This is a genomic window from Shewanella halotolerans (assembly GCF_019457535.1).
Taxonomy (GTDB): domain Bacteria; phylum Pseudomonadota; class Gammaproteobacteria; order Enterobacterales; family Shewanellaceae; genus Shewanella; species Shewanella halotolerans.
This window is the reverse complement of record NZ_CP080417.1, coordinates 2090894-2115738: the sequence shown is the minus strand read 5'-3', so window position 1 is coordinate 2115738 and position 24845 is coordinate 2090894. Positions and strand designations below refer to the sequence as shown.

Genomic DNA, 24845 nt, shown 5'->3' with positions numbered 1-24845 from the left:
GATGGCGACACAGACACTGGATCCCTTAAGCCTGCCGCTGTCGGGCACTCGCCTCATCGAGGCCAGCGCGGGTACCGGCAAGACCTACACCATCGCCGGACTCTATGTGCGCTTATTATTGGGCGATAGCCAGCGCGCGCCGCTAAGCTGCGAGCAGATCCTGGTGGTGACTTTTACCAACGCCGCCACTCAGGAGCTTAGGGATCGTATCCGCAAGAAGATCCAGCTGGCCTACCGCGCCTTTCTCGGCATGGAAGTGGACGATCCCCTGATCAACACACTCTATTCAGAGGCGGAGCCCGAGGCCCGTAGCCAGGCGCTGAAGCGGCTGGATCTCGCCCTCAAGTCGCTGGATGAGGCAGCTATTTTTACCATACATGGTTTCTGTCAGCGTATTTTGTCGGACATGGCGTTCGAATCATCCCTGCTGTTTGAGTCAGAATTTACCCTGGATGACAGCCAGTATCTGCACCATGCGGTGCGCGACTTCTGGCGAGAGGCCTGCTATCCGCTGCCCGGTTATCTGGCGCAGATCATCAGCAATAAGTTTAGCGATCCCGATGGCCTGACCAAGCAGCTAAGGCCGCTACTCGGAGCCAATCAGGCCAGCGTCTCGCCGACACCCGAAGCCTTCAGTCAGGTGGCGGATCGCCTGAGTCAGAGCCTTTCGAGACTCAAGCTTATCTGGCCGCGCGAGCGCGATGTCACCCTTGAGCTGCTCAAGGCGCTGCCGCTCAACGGCACCCGCTTTGGCAAGAAAGATCAGGGCTATCCCAAGCTCGAGACCCTGTTCGCCACCATGGATAACTGGGCGGCTCAGCCGCTCTCCCTGCCCGACAGCAAGGTGCTGGGGGCGCTGGCCTTAGGCGGCTTAAAGCTCAACAAGGGCGGCGAGATCCCAACGCCGGAGCAGGCGCCGCTACTTGCCCATATCGAGCGCGTCACAGAGACAATAGACACCTTAGTGCCCAGCTTCCTCTACGGCGCCCGCGATGGGATAAAGGCCCGTTTTGCGGCGCAGAAACAGCTTAAGAATCTGCGCACACCGGACGATCTGCTGATCGCCCTGGCCGATGCCCTGAGCGAGGAGACCGACCAGGAGCAGGCCCTGGCCCGCGCCATCGCCAAGCGTTTCCCCATCGCCCTTATCGATGAGTTTCAGGACACAGATCCGCTGCAATATCAGATCTTCAGCAGTATCTATCAAGGCCAGCAGGTCTCAACAGACAGCGACCTCGGCCTCTTGATGATTGGTGACCCCAAACAGGCGATCTACGCCTTTCGCGGCGCCGATATCCACACCTATATCCATGCCAGGGGCCAGACGGAAAACCATTACAGCCTGGACACCAACTACCGCTCCAGCCAGGCCATGGTCGAGGCGGTCAATCAGCTGTTCTCGAGAAGCGACGATCCCTTCATCAGCCAGGCGATCCCCTTTGAACTCATCAAGCCCTCACCCATGGCGGCAGAGAAACGCTTGGTCGAGAAGGTCCCCCAAACGAGCGCGCTGCGGCTTAAGCTGCTCGGCGAAGACCCTAACGCCGGACTCAATAAGGCCAGCGCCCGCAGCCAGTTGGCCGAAGATGCCGCCAACGAGATAGCCAGGCTGCTCAACGAGGCTCAGCGCGGCGAGTGCTTGAAGCAGAATAAGCCGCTCAAGGCAAAAGATATCGCGGTGCTTGTCAGGGATCGCAACGAGGCCGCCTATATCAAATCGGCGCTGAGTAGCCGGGGGATAGGCGCCGTCTTTCTCAGCCGCGACAGCGTATTCGATACTCTGGTGGCCAAGGAACTCGCCCAGGTGCTACTGGCCATCGCCAATCCCAAGGATGAGCGCGCGCTGCGCAGCGCCATGGCCACCGCCCTGCTGGGCTATGATGCCCAGGCGATCCATGCCTTTAATCTGGATGAAGATGTGCGTCAGCAGCAGCTCGAGGCCTTCGACAACCTGCATCAAACCTGGCTCAAGCGCGGGATCATACCCTGTATGATGGCCTTGGCGGCAGATACCCACCTCATCGAGCGTCTATTGACTGCGGATGAGGGGCAGCGCCGCCTGACCGATTTCAGGCACCTTGGCGAACTGCTACAGCAAAAAGCGATGGAGCTCGACGGCATCAGCGCTCTGCTCAACTGGTATCAGCAGACGCTGATCGAGGTGAGCAGCACGGAAGAGGCCCAGCTAAGGCTGGAGAGCGAGCAGAATCTGGTACAAATCGTCACCATACACAAGAGTAAGGGTCTGGAATATCCCATCTGTTTCCTGCCCTTCGTCAGCCTGGCCAGAGACAATCGCCGCAAGCCTGCACCTATGCTCTACCACGAGCAAGATGCCCTGGTGTGGGATATCGACCAGAGCGACGAAGGCTGGGCCAAATACAAGGCGGAAAATCTCGCCGAAGATCTGCGCCTGCTCTATGTGGCGCTCACCCGCCCGGTGCTGGCCTGCTACTGCTATGTCGCCAACCATTCGCGCTTCACCAAGCGTGACGGGATCAGCAGCCAGTTGTTCGAGACCGCCATTGGCTACCTTTTGGGCATAGAGACCAAGGCCTGTGAGTTTGCCGACATTCAGGCCGCCGCCCAGGCGCTGGCGAGCGAGGCGATCTCGGTCGATTTGGTGGAAAGCGATGCGCCCAAGTTAGACTTTGACCCTATCGACACTGCCGATGCCGTCAAGCTGGCGCCGCGGCCACTTAGCCGCAGGCGCGAGATCCCCTGGCGGGTGGGCAGCTACTCAGGCCTGGTGAAACATTCGGCTCACGAACAGGTCAGCCCAGGCATGGGCGATGAGGCCTTCCCCGAGCTTGAGCAGTTAGCTCCCGACAGCGAGCAGATGTCACGATTCAGCTTCGAGCGCGGCGCCAACGCGGGGAGTTTCCTCCACTGGGTGCTGGAGCAGATTGACTTTACCCAGGCCAATACCAGCCTAGGCGATGAGCTGCCCAAGGCGATGGAGCGCTTCGGTATCGATAGCGAGTGGCAAGAGATGCTGCATGCCTGGTATCTGGATCTGCTGCACGTGCCGCTCGATGGTGATGAGCTGTGTCTGGCGAGCCTAAGCCAGGCGCAGAAACTGGTGGAGATGGAGTTTTATATGCCTATAGGCAAGCTCGATGCACCTGGGCTTAATCAGCTGCTGAGTCAGTATGGCTATAGCGCCGCCCTGAGCTTCGAGACCCTAGAGGGGATGCTCAAGGGCTTTATCGACTTAACCTTCGAATACCAGGGCAAGTTCTATATCGCCGACTATAAGTCCAACCATCTGGGAGATCATCTGAGCCATTATGAAAAGCCCGCCATGCAACGGGCCATCGCCGGTCATCACTATGACCTGCAGTACATCATCTATAGCCTGGCGCTACATCGCTACCTCAAGCTGCGCCTGCCCGGCTACCAGTATGAGCAGCATGTGGGCGGCTGCTACTACCTCTTCCTTAGGGGCATGTCGGCCAAATCACCGAGTACCGGCGTCTACTACGACAAGCCCCCCCTTGGGCTGATCCAGGCTCTGGACACCCTGCTTAGCGAGGCTAATGCCAATGAATCTCACGCTAAGTCACAGGCAGAGTCTCAAGCTGAGTCTCAGCCGCACTCGCCAACAGACAGGCAATCTGACATGCAATCAGGCCCAGCACAAGGAGAGCTAGACCTATGATCCAGCTAGCACAGCCACTTAGCCAGCTGCTTAAGCACTGGCAGCAGGAGGGACTGCTGACCCCATTGGATCGCCACTTTGCCCTGCAGATGCAAGCCCTACATAGCGATGGCGACGATCTCTTTACCCTGATCTGCGCCCTACTCAGCCGTCAGCTATCCCAGCAACACACCTGTCTGCCCCTGACTCAGATAGACAGGAATAACCCGCTGCATGAACAGCTGCCCCAATGTCAACTTGAGCTGACCCCACAGGCGCTGGCCGAGCAGTTGACGCAATATCAAGCCGTTAGCCCGGCCGATGGTGAGCTAAACACCCCCTTGATCCTCGATGGCGACAGGCTCTACCTGCAGCGTTACTACCAGTTTGAGACTCAGGTAGCCGAGCGTCTTACGCGCCTCAATCAGCCCATCAGAGTTGCCGCGCCGGACAAGGTAGCCAGCATACTGAATATTCTGTTTGCCGGTCAGGCCGAGAAGCCCGATTGGCAGAGGGTAGCCACCGCCACCGCCTTTAGTCAGAAGCTGGCGGTGATCACCGGCGGACCTGGCACGGGCAAGACAACCACTGTGACTAAGCTGTTACTGCTGCTCTGTCTGGAGCAGCAACTCACCATCAAGTTGGTGGCGCCAACGGGTAAGGCGGCCGCGCGCCTGAGCGAATCGATCAAGACCTCCAAGGCGAGGCTGGCCCAGGAGCTGGCGCCCTATGGTGACGAGTTGGATCTTGAGCAGCTTAAGCAGGTGCCCGAAGAGGCAGCCACCCTGCACCGTCTGCTGGGGGTGATCCCCGGCTCCCACAGATTCAGGCACCACAAGGACAATCCTCTCAGACTGGATCTCTTGATCCTCGATGAGGCTTCCATGGTGGATCTGCCCATGATGCACAAGTTGCTGGCCGCGCTACCCGAACACGCCAGGCTTATTCTGCTTGGCGATCAGGACCAACTCGCCTCGGTGGAGGCTGGCGCCGTGCTGGCTGATATCTGCGCCGGGCTCAAGCAAGCAGAAGCTCAGAGCATTGGCTCTCTTAACATTGGCTCTCAGAACATTGACAATCAGCAAGCAAATGGCTGGCGCATGCGCTACTCAAAAGCTAAGGCAGCACTCCTCAGTCAACTGACCAATGAAGATCTCAGCGCCTTTATAGATACTCGCCCGGCACTGGGCGATAGCCTGGCCATGCTGATGCACAGCCACAGATTTAAGGGCGATGCCGGCATAGGCCAACTGGCTGGCGCCGTCAACCGCCGCGATCTGGCAGAGATATTAAGTGTCTGGCAGAAAGGATACGACGAACTTAGCTGGCTTGAGCATCAACTCACGCCCCAGGGCAACGCCGGGCTCACGGCCTTGATGGCCCAGAGCGTCGACAAATATCGTTCCTACCTGACCTTGGTCAATCGCCTGGCCAATAAGGCGCCGGCTGGCGAGGTCAATGGACAGCTAGATGAAAAGTTAGCAGCAGAAGCAGCTCAACATCTAGATCTAGACGAAATCGCCAACCAGATCATCACTCGCTTCAACGACTTCCGTATCCTCTGCGCCATGCGCGCCGGCGAATATGGCGTCGAGGGGATCAATGGGGCGGTCACCCAGGCACTGAAAGATGCCCAGCTGATCCAGCCATCCAGCGAATTTTACGCCGGACGTCCCATCATCATTCAGAGTAACGACTATAACCTTGGGCTGTTTAACGGCGATATCGGGGTGATCTTGCCAGGGCACGGCCCCAGCCACCGCCTGATGGCCTATTTCGTTCAGGCCGATGGCAGCCTACTCAAGGTACTGCCCGCCCGCCTGCCGAGCCACGAGACCTGTTACGCCATGACGGTACATAAGAGCCAGGGCAGCGAGTTTCAGCAGGTCGCCTTCGTCTTGCCGCCAAGGCCCAGCGTGGCCCAGCGCCAGTTGCTCACCAAGGAGTTGGTCTACACCGCCATCACCCGCGCCAAGGGACACTTTAGTTGTCTTGGCAGCCAGGCGGTGTTCGAAGCGGCATGCTGTCAGGCAACCCTTAGGGCCTCTGGTCTGGCACATAGGTTATGGCCAGCATGAGTCAAACCTTGTCCCAGCTGCTCAACCAGCGCCCGAGTGCCCATCCGAGGGCGTTAGTGGTGGGTAACGGCATCAATCGCTATCGCCCTAGCAGTCAACGTGACGAGCAAGTAACCAGCATCAACGCCTGGGATGAGATGCTCCTCAGCCTTTGGCGTGCCCACCAGGGCGATGAGGTGGCCAGCATCCCAGTAGGCATCGCCCTCACCGAGTTTTATGATGCGCTGGATCTCATCAGTAGTCAGCCCAACAAGCAGCTGCAAAAGGAGTTCTGTAGCCTGATGGCCAGCTGGCAACCCCAGCGTCAACACCAACGACTGATAGCCTGGGCAGCGGCGAACAACACGCCAGTGCTGACCACTAACTTCGAACAGACCCTGGCGAAAAGTCACCAACTTAAGCTACATCACCTGCAGGCCAAACATTTTACCGACTTCTACCCCTGGTCCAGCTACTTTGCCAAGTCGCCCATCACCTCGCCCACAGAGGAGTTTGCCATCTGGCACATCAACGGCATGCAGAGGTATGCCCGCAGCGTGCGCTTGGGACTGAGTCATTACATGGGGGCGGTAGACAGAGCCAGGGATATTCTGCATCAGGGCCATCTGGGTGGCGGCTTTAAAAATGCGCTAAAGGAGCATTGGCGCGGCAACAGCACCTGGCTCAATATCTTGCTGCATAACGAACTGGTGTTTATCGGACTAGGCCTTGAGAGTAACGAGATCTTTCTGCGCTGGTTGCTTATCGAGCGCGCCAAGCTGTATAAGGCCTTTCCCGAGCGCAGGCGCGCGGCCTACTATATTTACGCCGGTGAGCCTATTTCCCAGGGACAAGCGCTGTTTCTTGAGGCGGTAGGCGTGACTGTGCTGCCACAGACCGATTATGAGGCACTCTATGAGGCGCCCTGGGCCGAGCGTAAAGGCGGCTATAGATAATGATTTCGGCCACAAATTGCCCGGTCAGACATTAAGCTTTCTTTAAGCTGCATCCAGGACTTGCATAAAAAAATCAGCACGTCATAGTGAGCATGGAAAACGATACAGAGTCGAATACGGAGACCCGATGAATCCGATCAACCTTTTACTTTTATGCGGTGGCGGCGGCGATGAACACGCCATCTCCCTGCTGTCGGCCAACTACTTCGAGACCTCGCTGGCGAAACTTCCCCACCTGAATGTGCTGCGGGTCGAACTCGATGCCAAGGGGCAATATCAGACCAATTCAGGTGAGCGCTGTGAGCTGACCAATCGCCGCGAGATCCGCTTCGAAGATGAAAGCCTGGCGCCCTGGCCGGTGGATTATGTGATCCCCTGTATTCACGGCTACCCTGGCGAGACCGGCGACATTCAGTCCTATTTCGAACTCATTAACCTGCCCTATTTCGGCTGTGACGCCGAGGGCTCACGCAACTGTTTCAACAAGATCACCGCCAAGATGTGGTTTAGCGCCCTGGGGATCCCGAACACCCCTTACCTCTTCCTGAATCAACCGGACGAGCAGGCAATCGCCCAAACCACAGATGCCCTGGCCAAGTGGGGCTCAGTATTCGTAAAGGCCGCCTCACAAGGCTCATCGGTCGGCTGTTACCGGGTCGATGACGCGGCGCAGATCCCGGCCATTCTGGCCGATGCGTTTCGCTATTCTCCTTATGTGGTGGTGGAGAAGACCATTCAGGCGCGGGAGCTGGAAGTCGCCGTCTATCAATATCGCGGCGAGACGGTCGCCACCCTGCCTGGCGAGGTGATCTGCGCCGGTGGCACCTTCTACACCTATGATGAAAAGTATGCTGCCGACAGTAAGGCCACCACTCGGGTCGTGGCCGAGGTAAGCGATGAGATAGCACAGCAGATCCGCGCCTATGCGGTGAAGGTATTCGATGGCATGAAGCTCAGACATCTGTCGCGAATCGATTTCTTCCTCACGCCAGAGGGCGAGATCTTACTCAACGAGATCAACACCTTCCCGGGCCTGACGCCGATATCTATGTTCCCTAAGATGCTGGCCAACCATGGCGATGACTTTAGCCAATACCTGAATGAAGCCATTCTGACTGGACTTAATCGCTAAATCTGAAAAACTAGGGCCTGTTTATCTTTCGCGTTCAGTTTTGCAGCATTCTGTATCGATTTTATACAAGGCAGAGCGATTGTAATGTAATGTGCTACATCAATGAGCGATAACGCAGTAGAAAAATGATACAGACGCTGCCCGCAGGGTTCGTCTTGAGCACGTTCAACTCTTTGTTACTCGGCTTTTATATAGAATAACTATACTCCAAGCCTCATGTCGCGATTTGAACGAACTCAATTAGAACAAAATTTGTTCTCAAAAGGTCAACAGGCCCTAGCATTTAGCCATCAAAAAAGGGAGCCTAGACTCCCTTTTTTATTCGATGCTGTGCTCTAAAGCGCTGCACTTAGCCATTCATTTAGGCGTCTAGTAGCCTCGAAGTTGAGATCTCAATCTTGCGCGGCTTTAGGGCCTCGGGGATCTCACGCTGCAGATCGATATTGAGCAGGCCGTTTTCCAGATCGGCGCCAATTACAGTCACATAGTCGGCCAGCTGGAAGGTGCGCTCGAAACCGCGCTCAGCGATACCCTGATACAGGTATTTGCGCTCGCTCTCCTGCTCCGCCTTGGTGCCTTTTACCACTAGCTTGTCGCCTTCGCTGGTGATATCTAATTCTTCCATCGCAAAGCCGGCCACCGCCATGGTGATGCGATAGCGATTCTCGCTCAGCAGCTCGATGTTATAAGGGGGATAACCCGAATTCCCCTTGTTCGATGCAGCATGCTCGGCAAGCTGGGCTAAACGATCGAATCCAATGGCACTACGGTATAGAGGGGTCAAATCATAATTACGCATAAGTATATCCTTGTATTAAGCAATATAGTGGTTAGTGGCCGACAATAATTCACACGATATGTTTCGAATAAATTGCGCCGCGCCTTTTAGTGACATTACCGGGCAGCCCAAAGGCACTGCCATAACAAGATCAACATCTTGGGTAACATCAGGGGCCTCGATGAGCGCCCCATACTCACTATATGTGGCTAGGCATTTATGATTTCAAGGAAGAAATTTAAAAAAATTTTCCGGCGCCGTTTGAATGGACTTGTACAAAAGTTGATGATCCAGAATTTGAACCAGAGAATGAGCCAGCTAAATCCTCTCGTAAACTTGCTTGATCCGACTTAGATGAATGTGAAATCTCGGGCATAAAAAAGGCAGCCCTGAGGCTGCCCTTTGTGTAACTTAATCCTGCTTATTGAGCAGTGATCTTACAACCTTCAACACTTTCAGAGTTTTCGTAAACGATATCGCCTACTGGGTTGTAGTCGGCCGCTACGATAGTGCCAGCATCCTTGAAGAAGGTGTACAGTACTTCGGCATCAACATAACCTGTTTGTACTGGGTTTAGCTTAGGATAGCCGTCACCACCTGCCGCGTTGTAGCTAGGAACTGTCATGGTGTAAGAGCCAGTCGCGCTGTACTCTTTACCGTTAACTTCGCTGATAGCCACTGTCTTAGCCGCACAGTCAACAGTCATCTTAACGCCAGTGATCTGAGCGTAAGCGCCTGCACCAATCTGTAGGCTAGCCACTTCACCCAGATAAGCACTAAGCTCTTCACCTGTCATAGTGCTTAGGGTCACCATGTTACCGAAAGGCTGTACGGTCAGTACGTCGCGGTAAGAGATGTCACCCGCTGCGATTGACGCACGAACACCACCAGAGTTCATTACGCCTACATCGGCCGCAACCTTGGTACGCTGCGCATCGGCGATCAGACGACCCAGGTTAGTCTGCATGAAACGTACGTTTGCACGCTCACCGTCTAGCAAGCCATCGGTAGAAGCAATCACCTCGTCCAGTTGGCCTTGGCCACGCTCTTGGTAATAAGAAAGCATCTCTTTCAGTGCAGCATCTGCCTCGATGGCTTCACCTACCAGAACTTTAGTCTCGTTACCTTGCTCATCTTTTACTTTCTTCACTAGGTTAACAGGAACCAGCTTGTAGTTAGCCAGGTGCAGTTCACCGTTAAAGTATTCGAAATCGGCGCGGCCAACATACTTACCCCACTCGTGGGCTTGCATGATGTAGGTACCGTTTTGCTGATCAGGTGTACACTCGTCGCCCGGTGCGAAGTCAGCATATTCGCCGCCTTCCATACAAACTGGGTTTTGTGAGTGACCACCGATCACAGCCTGAAGTTGGCCTTGCTCAAGTGCCTTAGCCAGAGCCACGTCGCCAGGCGCGTTGCTGCCGTGTTCGCCGTTCGCATAGTGACCCATGTGAGTCGTTGCAAAAATAAGATCGGCTGCCTTAGCGTCTTTGATCTCTTTGATCACCTTAACGATCTCTTCTTTAGGATCGGTGAACTTAAGACCTGAGATAAATTCTGGGTTACCCAGCTTAGCCGTGTCTTCGGTGGTTAGACCGATAACAGCAATCTTGATGCCGTTAACATCGAATACCTTGTAGGCTTCGAAGTAGCGAGTGCCATCTTCTTTGTAGATGTTAGCCGCCAGCATAGGGAAGTTAGCGATAGAACGCTGTGAATCCAGTACTGCCAATGGATTATCAAATTCGTGGTTACCGACCGCCATAGCGTCATAACCGATATCGTTCATGCCAAGGAAATCTGGCAGTGCGTCTTGCAGATCAGACTCAGGTACACCTGTGTTGATATCACCACCAGAAAGTAGCAGAGTTTCGCCGCCATTGGCCGCCACTTCAGCGCGGATCTTTTCGATCAGCGTCTTACGTGCCGCCATACCATATTCGCCGTCTTTGTTTTCCCAGAAACGACCATGGTTATCATTGGTGTGCAGTACGGTAAATTTGGTGCAAGCAGTGCCAGCTTCAGCACATGTTGTTGGCGCCTTGTCGTCATCGCTGCTATTACAACCAGCAAGTGCTGCTAATACAGCGGTAGCGACTAATCCTTTTAAAAGCTTATTTGTCATTACATCAACCCCTAGATTATCTTTTTTATTAACCATCATAATTTTTGATAGCGAACGTCATAATCTCGCCGCGAAATATAATAGCAAACAATATCTAGGAAATGTGGCATTTTTATGAATAAACATAGGGCAAATGTTTATTTTAAAAGCGTTTTACGCCTTTCATTGTTTCACCAGCAGAACAAGGTAAAAATGAATTGCGAGGCCTATCGATAAATTAAAACGGCAATAGATATCGATTTCCCATCTATTTTATTAACTTGCACTTATTTTCCAAAAAATAAGGATACTCCCTTTAAACAAACAAGCTCTAACGTACCTAGATCACAAAACCGGTAAAAATTTCACACTAGATCAACTTTATCTAAAGCAGTAAAACGTAATACAGCACAGATTGATGTTTTTTTAGTCGCAAAGGTCGCCATTTATGGGCGATTGTTAACTTATGGTTACAGAGAAATGACCAGGCTGTGCCCGCCAATTGATTGACGTGATATCCATCACACTCTTACAAGCATAAAAAAGAGGCGCCAACTGGCGCCCCTCGCTTATTTTAATAATCCTGTTCCAATTCATGCAGATAACAGGCAGGTAAACAGGCAGTCTATTCGCTCAGACGCGCCTTAAGCCACAGACCTATCTCCTGAAGCTGATTTGGCAACACGCTATGGCCCATAGGGTAGGTATGCCACTCGCTGGAATAGCCCGCCTTTGAAATCAGATCATATGCCGCGCGGCCAAGAGCCAGTGGCACCACCTCATCCTGCTCACCGTGTTGTTGCAGCAGCGGCGTATGACGATTGGCCTCACTCAAGTTATCGGGCATGGCATGGCCGGTGGGCAGATAGCAACATAGTGCCATGATCCCCGCCAGACGCTTAGGAAAACGCAAGCCGGTAAACAGGCTCATCACCCCGCCTTGGCTGAAACCGGCCAGGACTATCTTATCGCTCGGCACGCCAGAGGCGATCTGCTCCTCAATAAGCGCTGAAATCGCCACCTCAGAGGCCAAGACACCAGCCATGTCGGCGCGATTGTCTACATCCATCCCCTTGATGTCATACCAAGCGGGCATCACATACCCCTGGTTGATGGTCACCGGTATGCTTGGCGCATGGGGGAAGATGAAGCGCACACCGAGTTCATCGGGCAGACCCAGAAGTGGCACCACAGGGGCAAAACCGGCGCCGGAATCGCCAAGGCCATGCAACCAGATCACGCAGGCGCGGCACTGGGATTGAGGTTCTATGGTGATCCGCTCTAACGGCTGTTGAGACATAGGGTTTCCTTTATTACTCTTCATTAGCTGTTTAGGTGTGGCCGATCATATCAGGAAGCCTTGGCCCGCCCAACTATTCGATAAAGTCGAACAAAAAATGCCAGTTTTCGCGTTTTTTATCCGCTTAGTCGACTGTTACACTGCACTTAATGAGTGAGATAAGCGAGGCAGACACAGATGGGATTACTTCAAGGTGGCCAATGGGTCGATAAATGGTATGACACAGACAAGAGCAAGGGTGCGTTTGTAAGGGAAAACGCTGCCTTTCGCCGCTGGATAAAGGCGCCAAGCGCAGATGAGTCTGAGCCCGAGTTTAAAGCCGAGTCGGGTCGCTACCATCTCTATGTCTCTCTTGCCTGTCCCTGGGCCCACAGAACCCTGATCTTTCGCGAGCTGAAGTCGTTGCAGGCCCATATCGGCGTCACGGTCGTCGAGCCCCATATGCTGAGCAACGGCTGGGAGTTTAGTGGCCCCAAGCAGAGCGAGATCGCCCAGCACATAGAGGGCAGCGAGATCGACAGGCTTAACGGCAAAGATTATCTCTACCAGATCTACCAACTGGCCAAGCCAGACTATAGCGGTCGGGTGACTGTACCAGTGCTGTGGGACAAGCAGCGCCGAACCATAGTCAGCAACGAGTCGGCGGAGATCATCCGCATGTTTAATAGCGCCTTTAACGAGATCACTGGCAATCATCTCGACTTCTACCCCGCCGCCCATAGCGAGGAGATAGACGAGATCAATCACTGGGTCTACAACAAGATCAATAATGGTGTGTACAAAGCAGGTTTTGCCACCACACAGGCGGCCTATGGGGAGGCTTTCGATGAACTGTTTGACGCCTTAGATAGCTTAGAGACACGTCTTAGCCAGCAGCGCTATCTGGTGGGTGACCAAATTACCGAAGCCGACTGGCGCTTGTTTACCACACTCGTGCGTTTCGATGCCGTCTATGTGGGTCACTTCAAGACCAATCGCAATCGCATCACGGACATGCCCGCAATCCAAGCCTACCTGAAGGAGTTATACCAACACCCTGGGGTTGCCAAGACGGTCAACTTTGAGCATATCAAGCAGCACTACTACTTCAGCCATGGCCAGATCAACCCGACGCGCGTGGTTCCCAAGGGCCCCAGGTTAGATCTCGACTCGCCCCACGGCCGTGACAAGCTTAGCCAAAACTAGCCGTGCTTAGACCCGACTTGCATAGACGCGACATGCCTAGACGAGACTTGCTTAGCCGCAACTAGCTTATTCGCCACTAGCTTATTCGCCACAAACATGGCCGTTAACGGGCGGCATCGGCAGCAACTGATGAAGTAGAAGTCAATCTTGCCTAGGCGATATCGATACCGAGACTCTCGGCGATATCACCTAGCTGATTTGCATCGTCTAAGCTAAGGTGCCAACGCACCGCGCCCGCATCGGCCACCATGATGTTGCCCGCGCTGAGCAGGCGTAGATCATCGGCCATGGCAAAGAGGCTGACACCTGTGGTGAGTTTTACCAGCACCTCTTGGGGCGAGACGATTATCCGCCCCCCTGAAAATTCAATGACCACAGCTTACTTCCCCGTTAGATATGCAAAGACCCAGGAAAGCCCGGGTCTCTATGGTTATTCAGGTACTCGCCACTAGTCTAGTGGCCGTGACCATTCTAGTGGTGGTGACCGCCGACGCCATGGGCGTGACCGTGGGCGATCTCTTCTGCAGTCGCCTCGCGCGCGTCGACAACCTCAAGATCGAAAGTCAGCTCGCGGCCAGCCAGTGGATGGTTGATATCCACGGTCGCCATAAACTTGCCCACCTTGAGTACTGTCACCTGGCGCTGGCCCTGGTCAGTGCTGATGATGGCGCGCATACCAGGCTTCCACACTTTTGCGCCTTGCAGATGCTTAATAGACACGCGCTGCTCGCCGTTTTCGTTACGCACGCCATAGGTTTCTTCCGGTGGCAGGGTCACAGAAAACTTCTCACCCACAGCCTTACCTTCCATCGCCTTCTCGACGCCAAGCATCATGTTGTCATGCCCATGTAAGTAGGCAATAGGATCTAATCCTTCGTTGGTTTCGAGCACTTCACCTGCTTCATCGCGTAAGGTGTAGTTAAACTGCACGACCATATCGTCTTTAATGCTCATCAAGCGTCCTTAGTTAGTCTCTTTTCATCAAGTGGGCGAAGCTTAGCAAAACTTCCTCCGAGGCGCTACGCCTGTTATGCCTTGGCGCCCGGCACTATGGCCAGATGCTCTATCTCGCTTAAGATGGCGTGATTCTTAAGCGCCAGCTGACAGACGCCGCTGCGGATCTGATGCTGGACCGAGCAGTCGACGCTCCACTGGCGCAGCAGATAACCGGCTAAGGCGGCGCGGCAACTGAGCACCAATTCCCCCTCGCTCATCTGATAGTCCAGCGCAATCGCCTCGGGATGCTTCAGGCTGGGATGGGGGATCAACACCAGAGAAACCAACTTCTGCCAGTAGCTATCCTTATCTTGCAGCTCATGGTCGAAAGGCTCGGTGGCGCTCTGGCTTACCGCCTTAAAACGGGTCACCACAAAGTCGGTAAACACCTGATGGGTGCGATCGAAACAGCGCACATGCCAGCGCTGTCCGTTATTCACCAGGGTGTGCGGCACCAGCTCTCTTTGAGTTTCCCCCGATGACACGGACACATAGGTCACGGATATCGCCTGCTTGTGGGCGATAGCGCGCATCACGGCGGCGATAATATTGGTATCGGGATGAATGAGCTGCACCGCATCCAGACAGACACTACTTGGCGTCACCGGATGGGATAGCCCATCGCCGAAGCCATTGGCCAATCCATGGAGGATCGCCTCGGGATCATGGTCAAACAGGGGGGTAAATTCGGCGCGCCTGTGATAGCGTTTGGTCTGATGCACCAACTCCATGTTGTGGGGCGCCAGATCGCGATAGCTGGCGAAATCCCGGGTCGCCGCCGCCAGGCCTGTGGCGAATTTGGCGATCAAGTCCTGGCGCGATACCTGGCCGAAATACTGCAAACTAAAGTCGATAAACGCCAGACGTTGCCGCTGGGCAAAGGACAAACTCTCCATCGCATCCATATTGCTACCTTTTATTGCCACTCGTCATACCAATCACGGTAAGTAAGTGATCAGAAATAGCGCAGGAAAAACAGCCGAGAACAAGGCAGAATTTTTTGATAAGTAGTTATTCTACAATCAAAAATAATAACACCGTTATCGGACGTTTTAACAAGCTAGCATGATCAGTTATTTACTACGATTGGTATAAAAATGTTGTCATTAACAAATGGCCGAGCAAACTGCCCGGCCAACGTCTTAAGCTAATGTAATTTTTATCGAGATGCAATCATAATGGTTAGCACTATTTGATGCCCAGGGCGCTGAAGGTCTCATCGCTTGGAAATCCGTCGGCCACCAGACCAACACTGCGCTGAAAGGCCTGTAGGCCAGCGCGGGAGTTGACCCCAAGCACGCCATCAGGCTTACCCACCTCATAGCCCTTCTCGTTGAGTTTGGCCTGCAACTGCTTAAGCTTGTCGCGGCTAATGTTGTCATGTTTCGGCGGCGCCACATGCAGGCGAGCACCACCATTGATGCGATCGGCCAGATGCCCGACGGCGATGGCGTAAAACTCTGAGCGGTTCCAGCGCATGATCACATCGAAGTTGCCATAACCTAAGAATGCTGGCCCAGTATGCCCAGCCGGAAGATAGAGGGCGGCTTGCATGTCGGGAGTCGACAGCGCGTGGCCGTTGGCCTGAGTGATCCCCAAACCGGCCCAGGTCGTTAAACTTTGTTTATCGTTACGCCCAAGGTGGCGAAAATCATAATCCTTTGGCAGCGAGACCTCGCGGCCCCAACGCTCGTTGCGCATCCAACCCAGATTATTCAAGAAGTTAGCCGCCGAGGATAAAGCATCCTCAGTGCTGTTAAACAGATCTGCCTTGCCGTCACCGTCGGCGTCCACCGCATACTTTGCATAGGCCGAGGGCATAAATTGAGTGTGCCCCATGGCGCCGGCCCAAGAGCCTTGCATCTGGGCGTTATCAAATTGGTAGGCCTCTTTGAGCTTCAAGGCCTGAATCAATTCGCCGGTAAAATAGTCGCTACGTCTCGGATCGCAAGCAAGGGTTGTCAGCGAGTCTATCACCGGCATCTTGCCTTTATAGGAGCCGAAATTGGTCTCAAGTCCCCAGAAGGCCACCAGATACTGAGGCGGTATGCCATATTCTTGCTGCAACTTATGCAGCAGCGGGCCATGCTGCTTAAGCAGACGCCTCCCCTCCTGAACCCGCCAGTCGGTAACCCGCTTGGAGAAATAGTTATCGAAGGTCTGACTAAATTCCGGCTGCTTCTTATCCAGCTCAATCACCCTGGTCACAAACTTCACCTGACCCAGACCCTCTTCTACCGTCTTGCTCGACACTCCGGCGGCGAGTGCCTTCTGTTTGAGTGCGCTGACACAGGTATCGAAATCTTGGGCGAGCACGCTAAGGCTTGGCAAGCCGGTTGCCAGGATCAGGGATGCAAAGGTGAGCAATTTTTTCAAAATAGAGACTCCAAGAGAAAACGGCTAAAAAATAAGAAACTTAATGATCTGCAACCGGTGAGAAACCAGACCTTCCCCAGACATGATAACGACTCGAGGCACTTATACTAAATGATTTATGATTAATTATTCGAACTAAGACCAGTTTGTCCCATGAGCGAATAAATAGTGGGCTGATCACTTCACCTAGCGCTTGGCTCGTTAGCCACATCGCGTATAATGGGCTCGATTTTACTCACTCTAAGAGAACTCACATGACAGACACTCAAATGACAGACAATAGTCCCGTTTTAGCAAGCTTTATCGACAACGTAAAAGAGCAGCAAGCCGTTTGGGGCCTGCAAGATGAAACCGGCGAAGGTTGGGTCGTGTGTGACTCGTCAGAATATGAAGAGACGGATGTGATGCCGCTATGGTCTAGCGAAGCACAGGCCAAGGTACACTGCACTGAAGAATGGCAGGATTATCAGCCAGCTCCCATTCCACTGGAAGAGCTGCTGGAATATTGGATTCAAGACCTGCACGATGACGGCGTATTAGTGGGTATCGACTGGGTCGCCGAGCAGGAATGCCTGGAGCTCGACCCTATCACACTGGCCAAGAGCCTGGTCGACATAGAGCAAGAGTAAGCCCTGAGGTTGCGCTGTAATATGCGCTTAAGCCAGTTAGCAGACAGGGGATAGCCCTTGTCTGCAAGCCTACCCCTGGTCGACATCCCTTTCGACAGACGCCATACCTGCTGGTTCTGCGCTGAGCCCTGTGCTCATCAGTTTGACTATCACGCCTTGGGCCATTGCCCTCACCCCTCGCTAGCGGTTCCCGCCTGTAAAGAATGCCTGCAGATCGCCGAAAAGGCCCCTCTCAGCTCCATCTGGGACTGCCACAGCGCAGTTAAAGACGAGTTAATGCGCCGCTACGCTAAACACTTGGCCATAGGCGAAAACTGGACCCAAGAGGAGCTCGAAGAGTCGGACTTTAGCTGTAAGGTGTTCGAAGGCTTTAAGAAGAGCGCCTGGTTTATGTATCAAGTCGCCAAAGAGCGGGTGAGCGTTGCGCCCTGGCCTCTCAGCCTCAAGGGGATCCCACTCGACACCGCAGGTTTTGGCGGCGGTTTTGAGTTCGATGGCGTGCAATTTTCCTCTCTGGCCAAGGCAGTCGAACATTACGCCAAGATGCTGGGGCTGGATAAGGCCTTCCTGCATCAATTGCTGGCTGCCGTCGGCCGCGACCGTTTCGGTTACGCGGTGCGCATCGCCAGGATCAATATCGTCTCCACCGCCGTGGTCAAGCGTCAGGTATTGCGAGATATCCTTGCCGAGCAGACACTCAACCATGACTCTATAGGCAATGATTCGATAGACAATGATTCGCTAGACGATGAATAGTTGGACCTTGAATAACTAGGCGATGAAAAGCTAATAGTACTAAAAGCTTTCCGCTTAATTTACCTGTTCGGGCAACTGAGTACGTAGACGCTCCTGCACCACATCCACCAGCAGATCCGGCTGGAATTTTGAGATAAAGCGATCGCACCCCACCTTCTCCACCATGGCATTATTAAAGCTGCCACTCAGTGAGGTGTTGAGGGTAATAAAGAGATTGGCCATACGCTTGTCTTTGCGTACCTCATAGGTGAGACGATAGCCGTCCATCTCGGGCATCTCGGCGTCGGTGATCAGCATGAGTATCTCTTGGTTGATATCGCGGCCCTCATCGCACCAGCGCTTCAACAGCTTAAGCGCCTGCAGACCATCGGAGGTCTCAATCACCTCGATACCCAGTGGCGCTAGCGTGTCTTTCACCTGACGGCGAGCCGTGGCCGAGTCATCGGCGATCAAGATCTTGCGCCCTATCATCTTGTCCACCAAGGCCTCATCTAACACCCCATCCGAGATGGCGATATCATAGTGAACGATTTCCGCCAGCACCTTCTCCACATCGATAATGGAGACCAAACGCGTCGCACCATCCACCTCCACCTTAGTGATGGCGGTCAGATAGTTGTGACTGCCGGTGCTCTTTGGCGGCGGCATGATGTCGCTCCAGGTCATATTGATGATATGGTCGACCTTGCCCACCATAAAGCCCTGCACGCTGCGGTTATATTCGGTGATGATAAGGTTAGCTTCCTGATCGCTATTCATGGGCTGAAAGCCGATAGCGGCGCGAAGATCGATGACGGGGATCGAGGTGCCACGAATGTTGGCGACCCCCTTGATGCTAGGATGACTACCGGGCAAAGCGCTCAGTTTAGGCAGCTTGACCACCTCTTTGACCTTAAACACATTGATCGCAAAAAGCTGCGTCGCATTGATACGAAACAGCAGCAGCTCGAGACGGTTTTCGCCAACCAACTGGGTACGTTGATCGACACTCTCTAGCACTTTAGCCATACAATTCTCACTACGTCATGATGTGATGGACGCGATACGCCATTAATTATAGCCATGATCCCCGGATTTCGAGCCAACATCAAGACCCAGAGATCACAGCTTTAACATTTAGCCATTATTCAGGGCAACAGGTGCCACCGGCACGATGCGAGAGCCATTCTTCACCACTATATCCATGATTTTTAAATGTAACTCTTCCGATGCCAACTGGAAGGTGGGAAAACTCTTAGTGCCGATATAGGCCAGCACATTAACCTGTAGACCATGGAGACCGAAGCCCTTAAAGGTGACCCTGAGGGGCTCTTTGAGCACCAGCTCATGCTCTTCGAGCATGGCTTTAATCTCGGCGACAATCGCCTTAAGCTGCTCCGAGGTGGTCACTGCATAATCGAGGCGAATATCCGCCTTGAAACGGATCTTCTCGCGCTGGGAGATGTTTTCGATCTCCATCTCCACTAACTTGGCGTTGGGCACATGAATAAGCGTCCTGTCCAGAGTGCGGATCTGAGTGCAGCGCAGGCCAATCTCCTCGACCGTGCCGCTAATGCTACCAAATTTACACAGGTTGCCCACCTTAATCGGCGCCGCCGAATAGAGGGTAATTGTGCCGATAAAGTTCTCAATCGACTGCTTGGAGGCGAGCGCGATGGCGATGCCCCCTATGCCCATACCGGCGATGATGGCGCTGGCGTTAAAGCCCAGGTGTTCTAGCCATAACAGCACCGCCATGATCACGAAGATCACCCGCAGGAAATTAGTCAGCGGCCGCAGCAGGGAGGCGGCCTGATCTTTACCCTGCTCTTTCCAGCGTTTCTTCAGGCCCTGCTGGAAGATCCCCATGGCGCTCCAGCCAAACCAGATGATGGCCGACACCAACAGAAAGCCGGTATCTATCATCTCAATTGCCGCCGGTGAGATGCTGCTGTGAGACACCCAGGCTCTGACCAATAGCACGGCCGCCAGCAAACGCAATGGCCCGGCGACGATATAGGCCAGCTCCTCTTTAAGCTCATATTGGGTTAGCAAGATCACGCGCTTGATGATCCAGGTAATGGGCACCATCACCAGAAATGCGGTGATCAGATACGCCAGCAGCAGGCTCCATTCCCACAGGTTGACATTAAACCAGCGTCCGTCGGGGATATGATTAACAAACCATTCTGCCACAGGCCCATAGCCCAGATTTTGATAGAGCTGAGGCACCTTAGCCACGGTGGCATTAGAGACTTTCCAAATAGTGCCGCCTTCACTGGGCACCCGCTGTAGATAGAGGGCTATCTGATCGCTTTGCAGCGCTACCCGACCAAAGAGATCCCGATAGGCGGGAAGCTGATCGTTATCCTGCCCAAGTGGAGTATCGTTAAGCTGTCCCAGGTCGAGCCAGAGATTACGCTCTATGATCAGCTGCAGCTGCTTGGCATATTCGGCGCCTTTCTTTGCCGACATCCCCTCGGGCAGGTAGCGCAGATCCAGATATTCTGCCGCCTTCTCATAATCCTGCTCGTAAGCCGCCGCCATAAAGCCTTCTACCGTGCCCCTAGGGGTATCACGCTGCAGGCTATCCTTGTAATCATAGTGGTCAACCGAGCGCACAAATTGGCTCTGGCTACTATCGGCGGCGGCATCACTTAAGGCCCCCACCAGACTATTTGGCGCAGCGCTCCAAGCACTGCCGACAAACAAGCTCATCACCACCATAAACTGCCAAACAACAAAGCGCATCCCAGTCCCCTTAATTGTTAACAAGCGCCTAGAAATATTAGCATTTATTCCTAAATTGCACAGTAGAAAGCTAGGCAGGAATGGGCCTTTTCATCGCCATGGGCGAGCTCAAAGCGACAGAATTGATTAAATATTGACAAGTTCGCATCCAAGCTTATAATGCCTACCTTCTGCAGTACCCTGCTGTTAGTTTTTCTGCCTACAAGTTTTGCATCGCTAGACTCTAAGTCATTACATAGTCATCGCTTCAACAACTCGCAGTTATCTCGTCACACTATTGTCATTTATTAATGATTTACTGTGTCCAATCCGGTGAAAAGCCCCCATTTAGGGCCCAAGCAACGGCTTTCTCGAGGCAGATCACTTGATTATTTAAATTAGGCTGGGTAGTCTCAGGAAGGATTTAATTCATCTTTCGCAACAGCTAAGGATCTATTATTTGTTAAATTTTTACTGCCACAAGGCAGTCACAGTAATAAGGAGTATGGCCTATGTCGTACAAAGTTAACGGTCATGAGATCACGGTAAACTTCCCGGTGGACTCAATTTCAGTCAACAAATCATCTATCGCTTTTACCGATAGTCTTGGAAAAAACAAACAAACATTTGCTAAGCGCACCGACGCCCTGCAATTTATGAAATGGTTGCTCTCAAGCAACAAATAACCCCCACGCTATTCGATACACCTCCTCTCACACGTATCGAAGGTTGCCCAGGCAACAAGTAGGATTGACCCCATTCGTCAACGACTCAGCAGGTAACATTTGGCTCAGGTTGTACCCCTTTCACAGGTACCGACCTGGCCAAATGACATTTATCTCTCTAGCTCACCGAATTTTCGCCTATACCTTGGCAGCATAGATTGATTTCCCAGCAGGCCCCCTTGGTGTAGATAGAGCACGGGCACATCTAACCCCTGTTGCCAGAGATGCTTGAGGCACAGCCAGCCAAGAGGATCGTAGAGTAGCTCAAACGCTATTCCCGTCGACTTAAGTTCATGCCACATCTGATAGAACTCAGGGTACAGCTTGCCAAAGTGGTAGCGCTTAGCTGCCGGGACAATCTGAGGATGCAGCGCTGCATCCTGCTCAAGCTCTAAAAATTGCGTCCTAAGATAATCATCGCCCCCCACCACGGCGCAGGTCATGACGTCAATGCTGGGATCTAGGGTTAAGAACTGTTTTTGCAGATAGAGCGCAGTGGTGCCTGTGCCCGATGGCAGAAACACCACTAGCTCACTAATATGCTCTGCGCTTTTCCAACTAACAATCTCCTCGGCTAGCTGGGCCACGCCTGGCTCGGCAAAGGCGCAGCGTCCCCCTTCTGGCACAAACAGCTGCTCATCGCTGCCCGTCAACACCCTTTGCCTTATATAAGCATCGCTATTCAGGCCATCTCTGTCGCTCTTGCTGGAGAGATCTATGACATTGGCGCCATTATTTAACGCGCCTAGGTAGTTGCCGCAGGGGTGCTCCGTCAGATAACTGGGGAGATGGTCCACGTAGAAATCCAGCTGCCACCCCTTGAGCTTAGCCAGGGCCGAGAGCGAATAGAGGGAGTTAGCCTGAGGCGAGCCATAGCCAATCAGCTGCCTCACAGAGGGAAAGTCGTTCTCGAGAAAATAGGCGAACTTGCGCGCCTTATTACCGGAAAACTCAGGATGCAGCAGATCGTCGCGCTTCACATAGACCTGGTGCTCCCCAAGGTAGACGCTCTCTACGGGCGTGTGGCTAAGCTTCATATTATCGAGCCTGAATGAAATGACGCGCCAGAGTGTACACCCTTTAACGGCAAATGCGTAATTTGACCGACTTTTGGCATATTATGTCAACACCCCAGAAGCATACCAACACAATAATCAATAAAAACATACAGATATAACATGGCATGGTTTTCGCTTATTCCGAAGTAGATCCAATTTAAGGCCTATGTCTTAACAACGATAAAAGCACTACAACAAGGAGCTCTTCATGGCACTACTGCGCTTAATCTTTAATATTGCATGGTTTATTTTAGGCGGCTTCGTAATGGGACTGGCCTGGTGGCTCGCGGGCCTGCTCTGCTTCATCAGCATCATAGGTATCCCCTTCGGCCGCGCCTGTTTCGTTATCGGAGAGATGGCCTTCTGGCCCTTTGGTCAGCAAAATGTCAATCGCCGCGCGCTGCAAGGGGTCGATGATATCGGCACGGGTCCCCTTGGCATGGTAGGTAACATAGTCTGGTTCCTGCTATTTGGGATCTGGCTCGCCATCGGCCATATCACCCACGCGCTGGCCTGTTTCATCACCATTATAGGGATCCCTTTTGGTATTCAGCATCTGAAACTGGCGCTGCTGAGTCTGACCCCTATAGGTCAAACGATCACGGCCAAGGCTTAAGAGCATTAAAGGCTTGATTTAGGGGCTGGAGGGGAGTTCGCGAACGTCGACAGCAGAAGCGAATCAGGATTACTACGGGACGGCGAACTAGAGGCTTTGCAGGTAATCTTTGAGGATCTGCTCGACTTGGATACGGGCCAGGCCGGCGTTATAGATCTCTCGCCACCTGCGCCCCTCAGGGGTGTTTCTAAAGGCGATATAGAGCTGTTTCGACTCCAGCAACTGCTTGTTAAATTGCAGCCTGCTCTTGAGTTCGGTCAGGTGTGGCTGCTCGATGAGAAACTGATAGACATAGAGATCCATGACGGCGCCCTGCACCCGGCCGGTAGCCACCTTGCGGATATTGTGTTCATCTGAGCTCACAAGCTCTACCGGCTGAGCACCAATGGCAATCATCTCATCGAGCGCCTGGGTATTTACATAGTCTCTGACCACGCCCAAGGTGTAGGCATTGAGATCCTGCACCCTCGACCAGGTAATGGGGTGCTGGCTCTGCTCCAAGATCCCCAGAGGACTCTGTCCCATGGAGTCGGAGAAGATGAATTTATCGGTTGGGTGATGATATTCGGGGAAATAGCCCTGATAGCCAGAATCGTCCCGGGTCACCACTCGCACTGTGCGACTCCAGGGGAAATAGTCCACCTGAAGCTCATGGCCCATGGCGGCAAGTGCGGCTCTGGCCACCACCACACAGGCGCCGCCCTCCTTGAGAGTCGGCCCCGAATAGGGTGGCCAATTTAATGAGGAGAGCTTGAGGGTCTCGGCCTTCGGGGCCGAAGCAACACACAACAAGGTAGCGATGAAGATGGAAACAAGCAGAAAATGGAAGCGTCGTAGCGCCCCTGGCCATAGCTTTACTGGCATTAGCGGTGCTGGCAATAGCGGCGTAGAGAGCAAGGCCTGCCTATTAGCGCTATTTATGCTTAAGTTAAAGCCGCCTGGTCTCATCAACACCCTTCCCCCAAATCACTGTTTTGCCACACTCCATCGCGTCATGAATGTCCTTTTGTTACACATTTTCACTGGCATGGATAAACAAGATGATGCAATACAAGTATAGGAGAGAAGGTCAAATGAGGTATTTATGCTGAGAAAAACCTTGATCACCGTCATCGGCGGCGCACTTTGCCTACTCGGGTTGGCGCTGGTTATCTTGCCAGGCCCGGCCTGGTTACTGCTGCCCATAGGACTTGCTGTATTAAGCCTGGAGTATCACTGGGCCAGAGGCTGGCTAAAGAAAAGCCAGAAACAGATGACCCGCAGCGCCGCCTGGCTAGACGCCAAGGTGCGCGATTGGCGTTACAGCCGCTAATACGCGGCTTATATGCTCCAATAGGGCTTATTTCCCACCAATGTTGGCTTGGGCGCTAAGGCGTCTTAAGCCGATAAAGGGTGGCAAACCAACAAAAAGCTAGGTCAGCACAAAGAGTTAGGCCAGCACTAATAGCTCAGGCCCGCTGCTCTTGTGGGTAAGCACGTTGAGCCGCTCCAGAATCGCCAGCAACACCCCTCGCCTGCGCATGTTTTCCAATACGCCTCGGCTGAAGCGCTCCAAGCGGCTCATGGCGGTTAACAGCAAGCGGCACTGATAGAAGCTCGCCTCGCGGATATAATCTGGCTTATCGACCAGATGGGCATTTTGGTACCACTCCTGCCAGTTGAGGGTATCAAGTAACAGTCCCTGCTGAGCAAGCTGCTCGACAAAGCCCTGCATCGTCAGCTGACTGCTGGCCTGATCGCCACGGGCAAACTGCGTGGCATATTGAGAATAGAGATTTGCTATCTGCAAAGATATTACACTTTTCATATCGCACTCCTTAGTCCCAAG

22 protein-coding genes are annotated in these 24845 nt (G+C 53.4%); 10 read left to right on the top strand and 12 right to left on the bottom strand.

The window, feature by feature from the left end; translation table 11 throughout:
• Nucleotide 1: 1 nt before the first annotated feature.
• The 4 genes from recB to K0H81_RS08980 all read left to right on the top strand — a co-directional run bounded on the left by recB (nt 2) and on the right by K0H81_RS08980 (nt 7785).
• Entirely contained in the window at nt 2-3661 is a 3660-nt protein-coding gene (gene recB / locus K0H81_RS08995) for an exodeoxyribonuclease V subunit beta (RefSeq protein WP_220060633.1), read from the top strand.
• Nucleotides 3658-5718: an exodeoxyribonuclease V subunit alpha gene (recD, locus tag K0H81_RS08990; RefSeq protein ID WP_220060632.1), complete on the top strand. Its 2061-nt coding sequence runs from the start codon at nt 3658-3660 to the stop codon at nt 5716-5718. The genes recB and recD overlap by 4 nt, the downstream gene beginning before the upstream one ends.
• Nucleotides 5715-6653 carry a hypothetical protein gene (locus tag K0H81_RS08985; protein WP_220060631.1) on the top strand — a complete coding sequence of 313 codons (939 nt, stop codon included), beginning with the start codon at nt 5715-5717 and terminating at the stop codon, nt 6651-6653. The genes recD and K0H81_RS08985 overlap by 4 nt, the downstream gene beginning before the upstream one ends.
• 127 nt (nt 6654-6780) lie before the next feature.
• On the top strand, nt 6781-7785 hold the full coding sequence (locus K0H81_RS08980) for a D-alanine--D-alanine ligase (protein ID WP_220060630.1): 1005 nt from the start codon (nt 6781-6783) through the stop codon (nt 7783-7785).
• A 361-nt stretch (nt 7786-8146) separates the two neighbouring features.
• Here K0H81_RS08980 and K0H81_RS08975 read toward each other — a convergent pair whose 3' ends face one another.
• From K0H81_RS08975 to K0H81_RS08965, 3 genes are all read right to left on the bottom strand, one after another.
• Nucleotides 8147-8584, bottom strand: a complete 438-nt coding sequence (locus K0H81_RS08975) for an Hsp20 family protein (RefSeq protein WP_011865932.1) — start codon at nt 8582-8584, stop codon at nt 8147-8149.
• Between the two features lie 400 nt (nt 8585-8984).
• Nucleotides 8985-10688 carry a bifunctional UDP-sugar hydrolase/5'-nucleotidase UshA gene (ushA, locus tag K0H81_RS08970; protein WP_220060629.1) on the bottom strand — a complete coding sequence of 568 codons (1704 nt, stop codon included), beginning with the start codon at nt 10686-10688 and terminating at the stop codon, nt 8985-8987.
• 604 nt (nt 10689-11292) lie between these two features.
• Complete coding sequence (locus K0H81_RS08965; protein ID WP_220060628.1) at nt 11293-11967, bottom strand: alpha/beta hydrolase; 675 nt, start codon at nt 11965-11967, stop codon at nt 11293-11295.
• A gap of 177 nt (nt 11968-12144) precedes the next feature.
• On the opposite strand from K0H81_RS08965, the gene K0H81_RS08960 reads away from it, so the two are divergent.
• Nucleotides 12145-13152 carry a glutathione S-transferase family protein gene (locus tag K0H81_RS08960; RefSeq protein ID WP_220060627.1) on the top strand — a complete coding sequence of 336 codons (1008 nt, stop codon included), beginning with the start codon at nt 12145-12147 and terminating at the stop codon, nt 13150-13152.
• Nucleotides 13153-13303: 151 nt separating this feature from the next.
• Here K0H81_RS08960 and K0H81_RS08955 read toward each other — a convergent pair whose 3' ends face one another.
• The 4 genes from K0H81_RS08955 to K0H81_RS08940 all read right to left on the bottom strand — a co-directional run bounded on the left by K0H81_RS08955 (nt 13304) and on the right by K0H81_RS08940 (nt 16524).
• Entirely contained in the window at nt 13304-13528 is a 225-nt protein-coding gene (locus K0H81_RS08955; protein WP_220060626.1) for a DUF3389 family protein, read from the bottom strand.
• A gap of 95 nt (nt 13529-13623) precedes the next feature.
• A complete protein-coding gene (locus K0H81_RS08950) occupies nt 13624-14106 on the bottom strand; it encodes an FKBP-type peptidyl-prolyl cis-trans isomerase (protein ID WP_220060625.1) in 483 nt (160 codons plus the stop codon).
• Between the two features lie 74 nt (nt 14107-14180).
• A complete protein-coding gene (locus tag K0H81_RS08945) occupies nt 14181-15053 on the bottom strand; it encodes a WYL domain-containing protein (RefSeq protein WP_220060624.1) in 873 nt (290 codons plus the stop codon).
• 283 nt (nt 15054-15336) lie between these two features.
• On the bottom strand, nt 15337-16524 hold the full coding sequence (locus K0H81_RS08940) for a lytic murein transglycosylase (protein WP_220060623.1): 1188 nt from the start codon (nt 16522-16524) through the stop codon (nt 15337-15339).
• 254 nt (nt 16525-16778) lie between these two features.
• On the opposite strand from K0H81_RS08940, the gene K0H81_RS08935 reads away from it, so the two are divergent.
• Nucleotides 16779-17153 (top strand): DUF2750 domain-containing protein, encoded by a 375-nt coding sequence (locus tag K0H81_RS08935; RefSeq protein ID WP_409928975.1) that lies wholly within the window; start codon nt 16779-16781, stop codon nt 17151-17153.
• A gap of 57 nt (nt 17154-17210) precedes the next feature.
• A complete protein-coding gene (locus tag K0H81_RS08930) occupies nt 17211-17909 on the top strand; it encodes a hypothetical protein (protein WP_220060622.1) in 699 nt (232 codons plus the stop codon).
• Nucleotides 17910-17963: 54 nt separating this feature from the next.
• On the opposite strand, the gene K0H81_RS08925 is transcribed toward K0H81_RS08930, so the two are convergent.
• Together K0H81_RS08925 and K0H81_RS08920 are read right to left on the bottom strand one after the other, a co-directional pair.
• Nucleotides 17964-18917: a chemotaxis protein CheV gene (locus K0H81_RS08925; RefSeq protein ID WP_220060621.1), complete on the bottom strand. Its 954-nt coding sequence runs from the start codon at nt 18915-18917 to the stop codon at nt 17964-17966.
• Nucleotides 18918-19025: 108 nt separating this feature from the next.
• A complete protein-coding gene (locus K0H81_RS08920) occupies nt 19026-20639 on the bottom strand; it encodes a mechanosensitive ion channel family protein (RefSeq protein ID WP_220060620.1) in 1614 nt (537 codons plus the stop codon).
• 491 nt (nt 20640-21130) lie between these two features.
• Between K0H81_RS08920 and K0H81_RS08915 the strand changes: the two genes are divergently transcribed.
• A complete protein-coding gene (locus tag K0H81_RS08915) occupies nt 21131-21304 on the top strand; it encodes a hypothetical protein (RefSeq protein WP_011865944.1) in 174 nt (57 codons plus the stop codon).
• Between the two features lie 149 nt (nt 21305-21453).
• Here the strand turns inward: K0H81_RS08915 and K0H81_RS08910 are convergent, their stop codons facing one another.
• Complete coding sequence (locus tag K0H81_RS08910) at nt 21454-22380, bottom strand: 1-aminocyclopropane-1-carboxylate deaminase/D-cysteine desulfhydrase (protein WP_220060619.1); 927 nt, start codon at nt 22378-22380, stop codon at nt 21454-21456.
• A gap of 229 nt (nt 22381-22609) precedes the next feature.
• Here K0H81_RS08910 and K0H81_RS08905 point away from each other — a divergent pair, with 229 nt between their 5' ends.
• Nucleotides 22610-23017 carry a YccF domain-containing protein gene (locus K0H81_RS08905; RefSeq protein WP_220060618.1) on the top strand — a complete coding sequence of 136 codons (408 nt, stop codon included), beginning with the start codon at nt 22610-22612 and terminating at the stop codon, nt 23015-23017.
• Between the two features lie 87 nt (nt 23018-23104).
• Here the strand turns inward: K0H81_RS08905 and K0H81_RS08900 are convergent, their stop codons facing one another.
• Nucleotides 23105-23881, bottom strand: a complete 777-nt coding sequence (locus tag K0H81_RS08900; RefSeq protein WP_220060617.1) for a substrate-binding periplasmic protein — start codon at nt 23879-23881, stop codon at nt 23105-23107.
• Between the two features lie 220 nt (nt 23882-24101).
• Here K0H81_RS08900 and K0H81_RS08895 point away from each other — a divergent pair, with 220 nt between their 5' ends.
• Nucleotides 24102-24329 (top strand): PGPGW domain-containing protein, encoded by a 228-nt coding sequence (locus K0H81_RS08895; protein WP_011865948.1) that lies wholly within the window; start codon nt 24102-24104, stop codon nt 24327-24329.
• A gap of 117 nt (nt 24330-24446) precedes the next feature.
• Here the strand turns inward: K0H81_RS08895 and K0H81_RS08890 are convergent, their stop codons facing one another.
• Nucleotides 24447-24824, bottom strand: a complete 378-nt coding sequence (locus tag K0H81_RS08890) for a DUF6508 domain-containing protein (RefSeq protein ID WP_220060616.1) — start codon at nt 24822-24824, stop codon at nt 24447-24449.
• Nucleotides 24825-24845: the final 21 nt, after the last annotated feature.

Coding starts and splice junctions, on each gene's coding strand:
- K0H81_RS08960 (WP_220060627.1), top strand. CDS start 12,145: ATGGGATTACTTCAAGGTGGCCAATGGGTCGATAAATGGTATGACACA.
- recD (WP_220060632.1), top strand. CDS start 3,658: ATGATCCAGCTAGCACAGCCACTTAGCCAGCTGCTTAAGCACTGGCAG.
- K0H81_RS08905 (WP_220060618.1), top strand. CDS start 22,610: ATGGCACTACTGCGCTTAATCTTTAATATTGCATGGTTTATTTTAGGC.
- K0H81_RS08945 (WP_220060624.1), bottom strand. CDS start 15,053: ATGGATGCGATGGAGAGTTTGTCCTTTGCCCAGCGGCAACGTCTGGCG.
- K0H81_RS08950 (WP_220060625.1), bottom strand. CDS start 14,106: ATGAGCATTAAAGACGATATGGTCGTGCAGTTTAACTACACCTTACGC.
- K0H81_RS08915 (WP_011865944.1), top strand. CDS start 21,131: ATGTCGTACAAAGTTAACGGTCATGAGATCACGGTAAACTTCCCGGTG.
- recB (WP_220060633.1), top strand. CDS start 2: ATGGCGACACAGACACTGGATCCCTTAAGCCTGCCGCTGTCGGGCACT.
- K0H81_RS08895 (WP_011865948.1), top strand. CDS start 24,102: ATGCTGAGAAAAACCTTGATCACCGTCATCGGCGGCGCACTTTGCCTA.
- K0H81_RS08965 (WP_220060628.1), bottom strand. CDS start 11,967: ATGTCTCAACAGCCGTTAGAGCGGATCACCATAGAACCTCAATCCCAG.
- K0H81_RS08935 (WP_409928975.1), top strand. CDS start 16,779: ATGACAGACACTCAAATGACAGACAATAGTCCCGTTTTAGCAAGCTTT.
- K0H81_RS08900 (WP_220060617.1), bottom strand. CDS start 23,881: ATGCCAGTAAAGCTATGGCCAGGGGCGCTACGACGCTTCCATTTTCTG.
- K0H81_RS08980 (WP_220060630.1), top strand. CDS start 6,781: ATGAATCCGATCAACCTTTTACTTTTATGCGGTGGCGGCGGCGATGAA.
- ushA (WP_220060629.1), bottom strand. CDS start 10,688: ATGACAAATAAGCTTTTAAAAGGATTAGTCGCTACCGCTGTATTAGCA.
- K0H81_RS08975 (WP_011865932.1), bottom strand. CDS start 8,584: ATGCGTAATTATGATTTGACCCCTCTATACCGTAGTGCCATTGGATTC.
- K0H81_RS08890 (WP_220060616.1), bottom strand. CDS start 24,824: ATGAAAAGTGTAATATCTTTGCAGATAGCAAATCTCTATTCTCAATAT.
- K0H81_RS08910 (WP_220060619.1), bottom strand. CDS start 22,380: ATGAAGCTTAGCCACACGCCCGTAGAGAGCGTCTACCTTGGGGAGCAC.
- K0H81_RS08920 (WP_220060620.1), bottom strand. CDS start 20,639: ATGCGCTTTGTTGTTTGGCAGTTTATGGTGGTGATGAGCTTGTTTGTC.
- K0H81_RS08985 (WP_220060631.1), top strand. CDS start 5,715: ATGAGTCAAACCTTGTCCCAGCTGCTCAACCAGCGCCCGAGTGCCCAT.
- K0H81_RS08925 (WP_220060621.1), bottom strand. CDS start 18,917: ATGGCTAAAGTGCTAGAGAGTGTCGATCAACGTACCCAGTTGGTTGGC.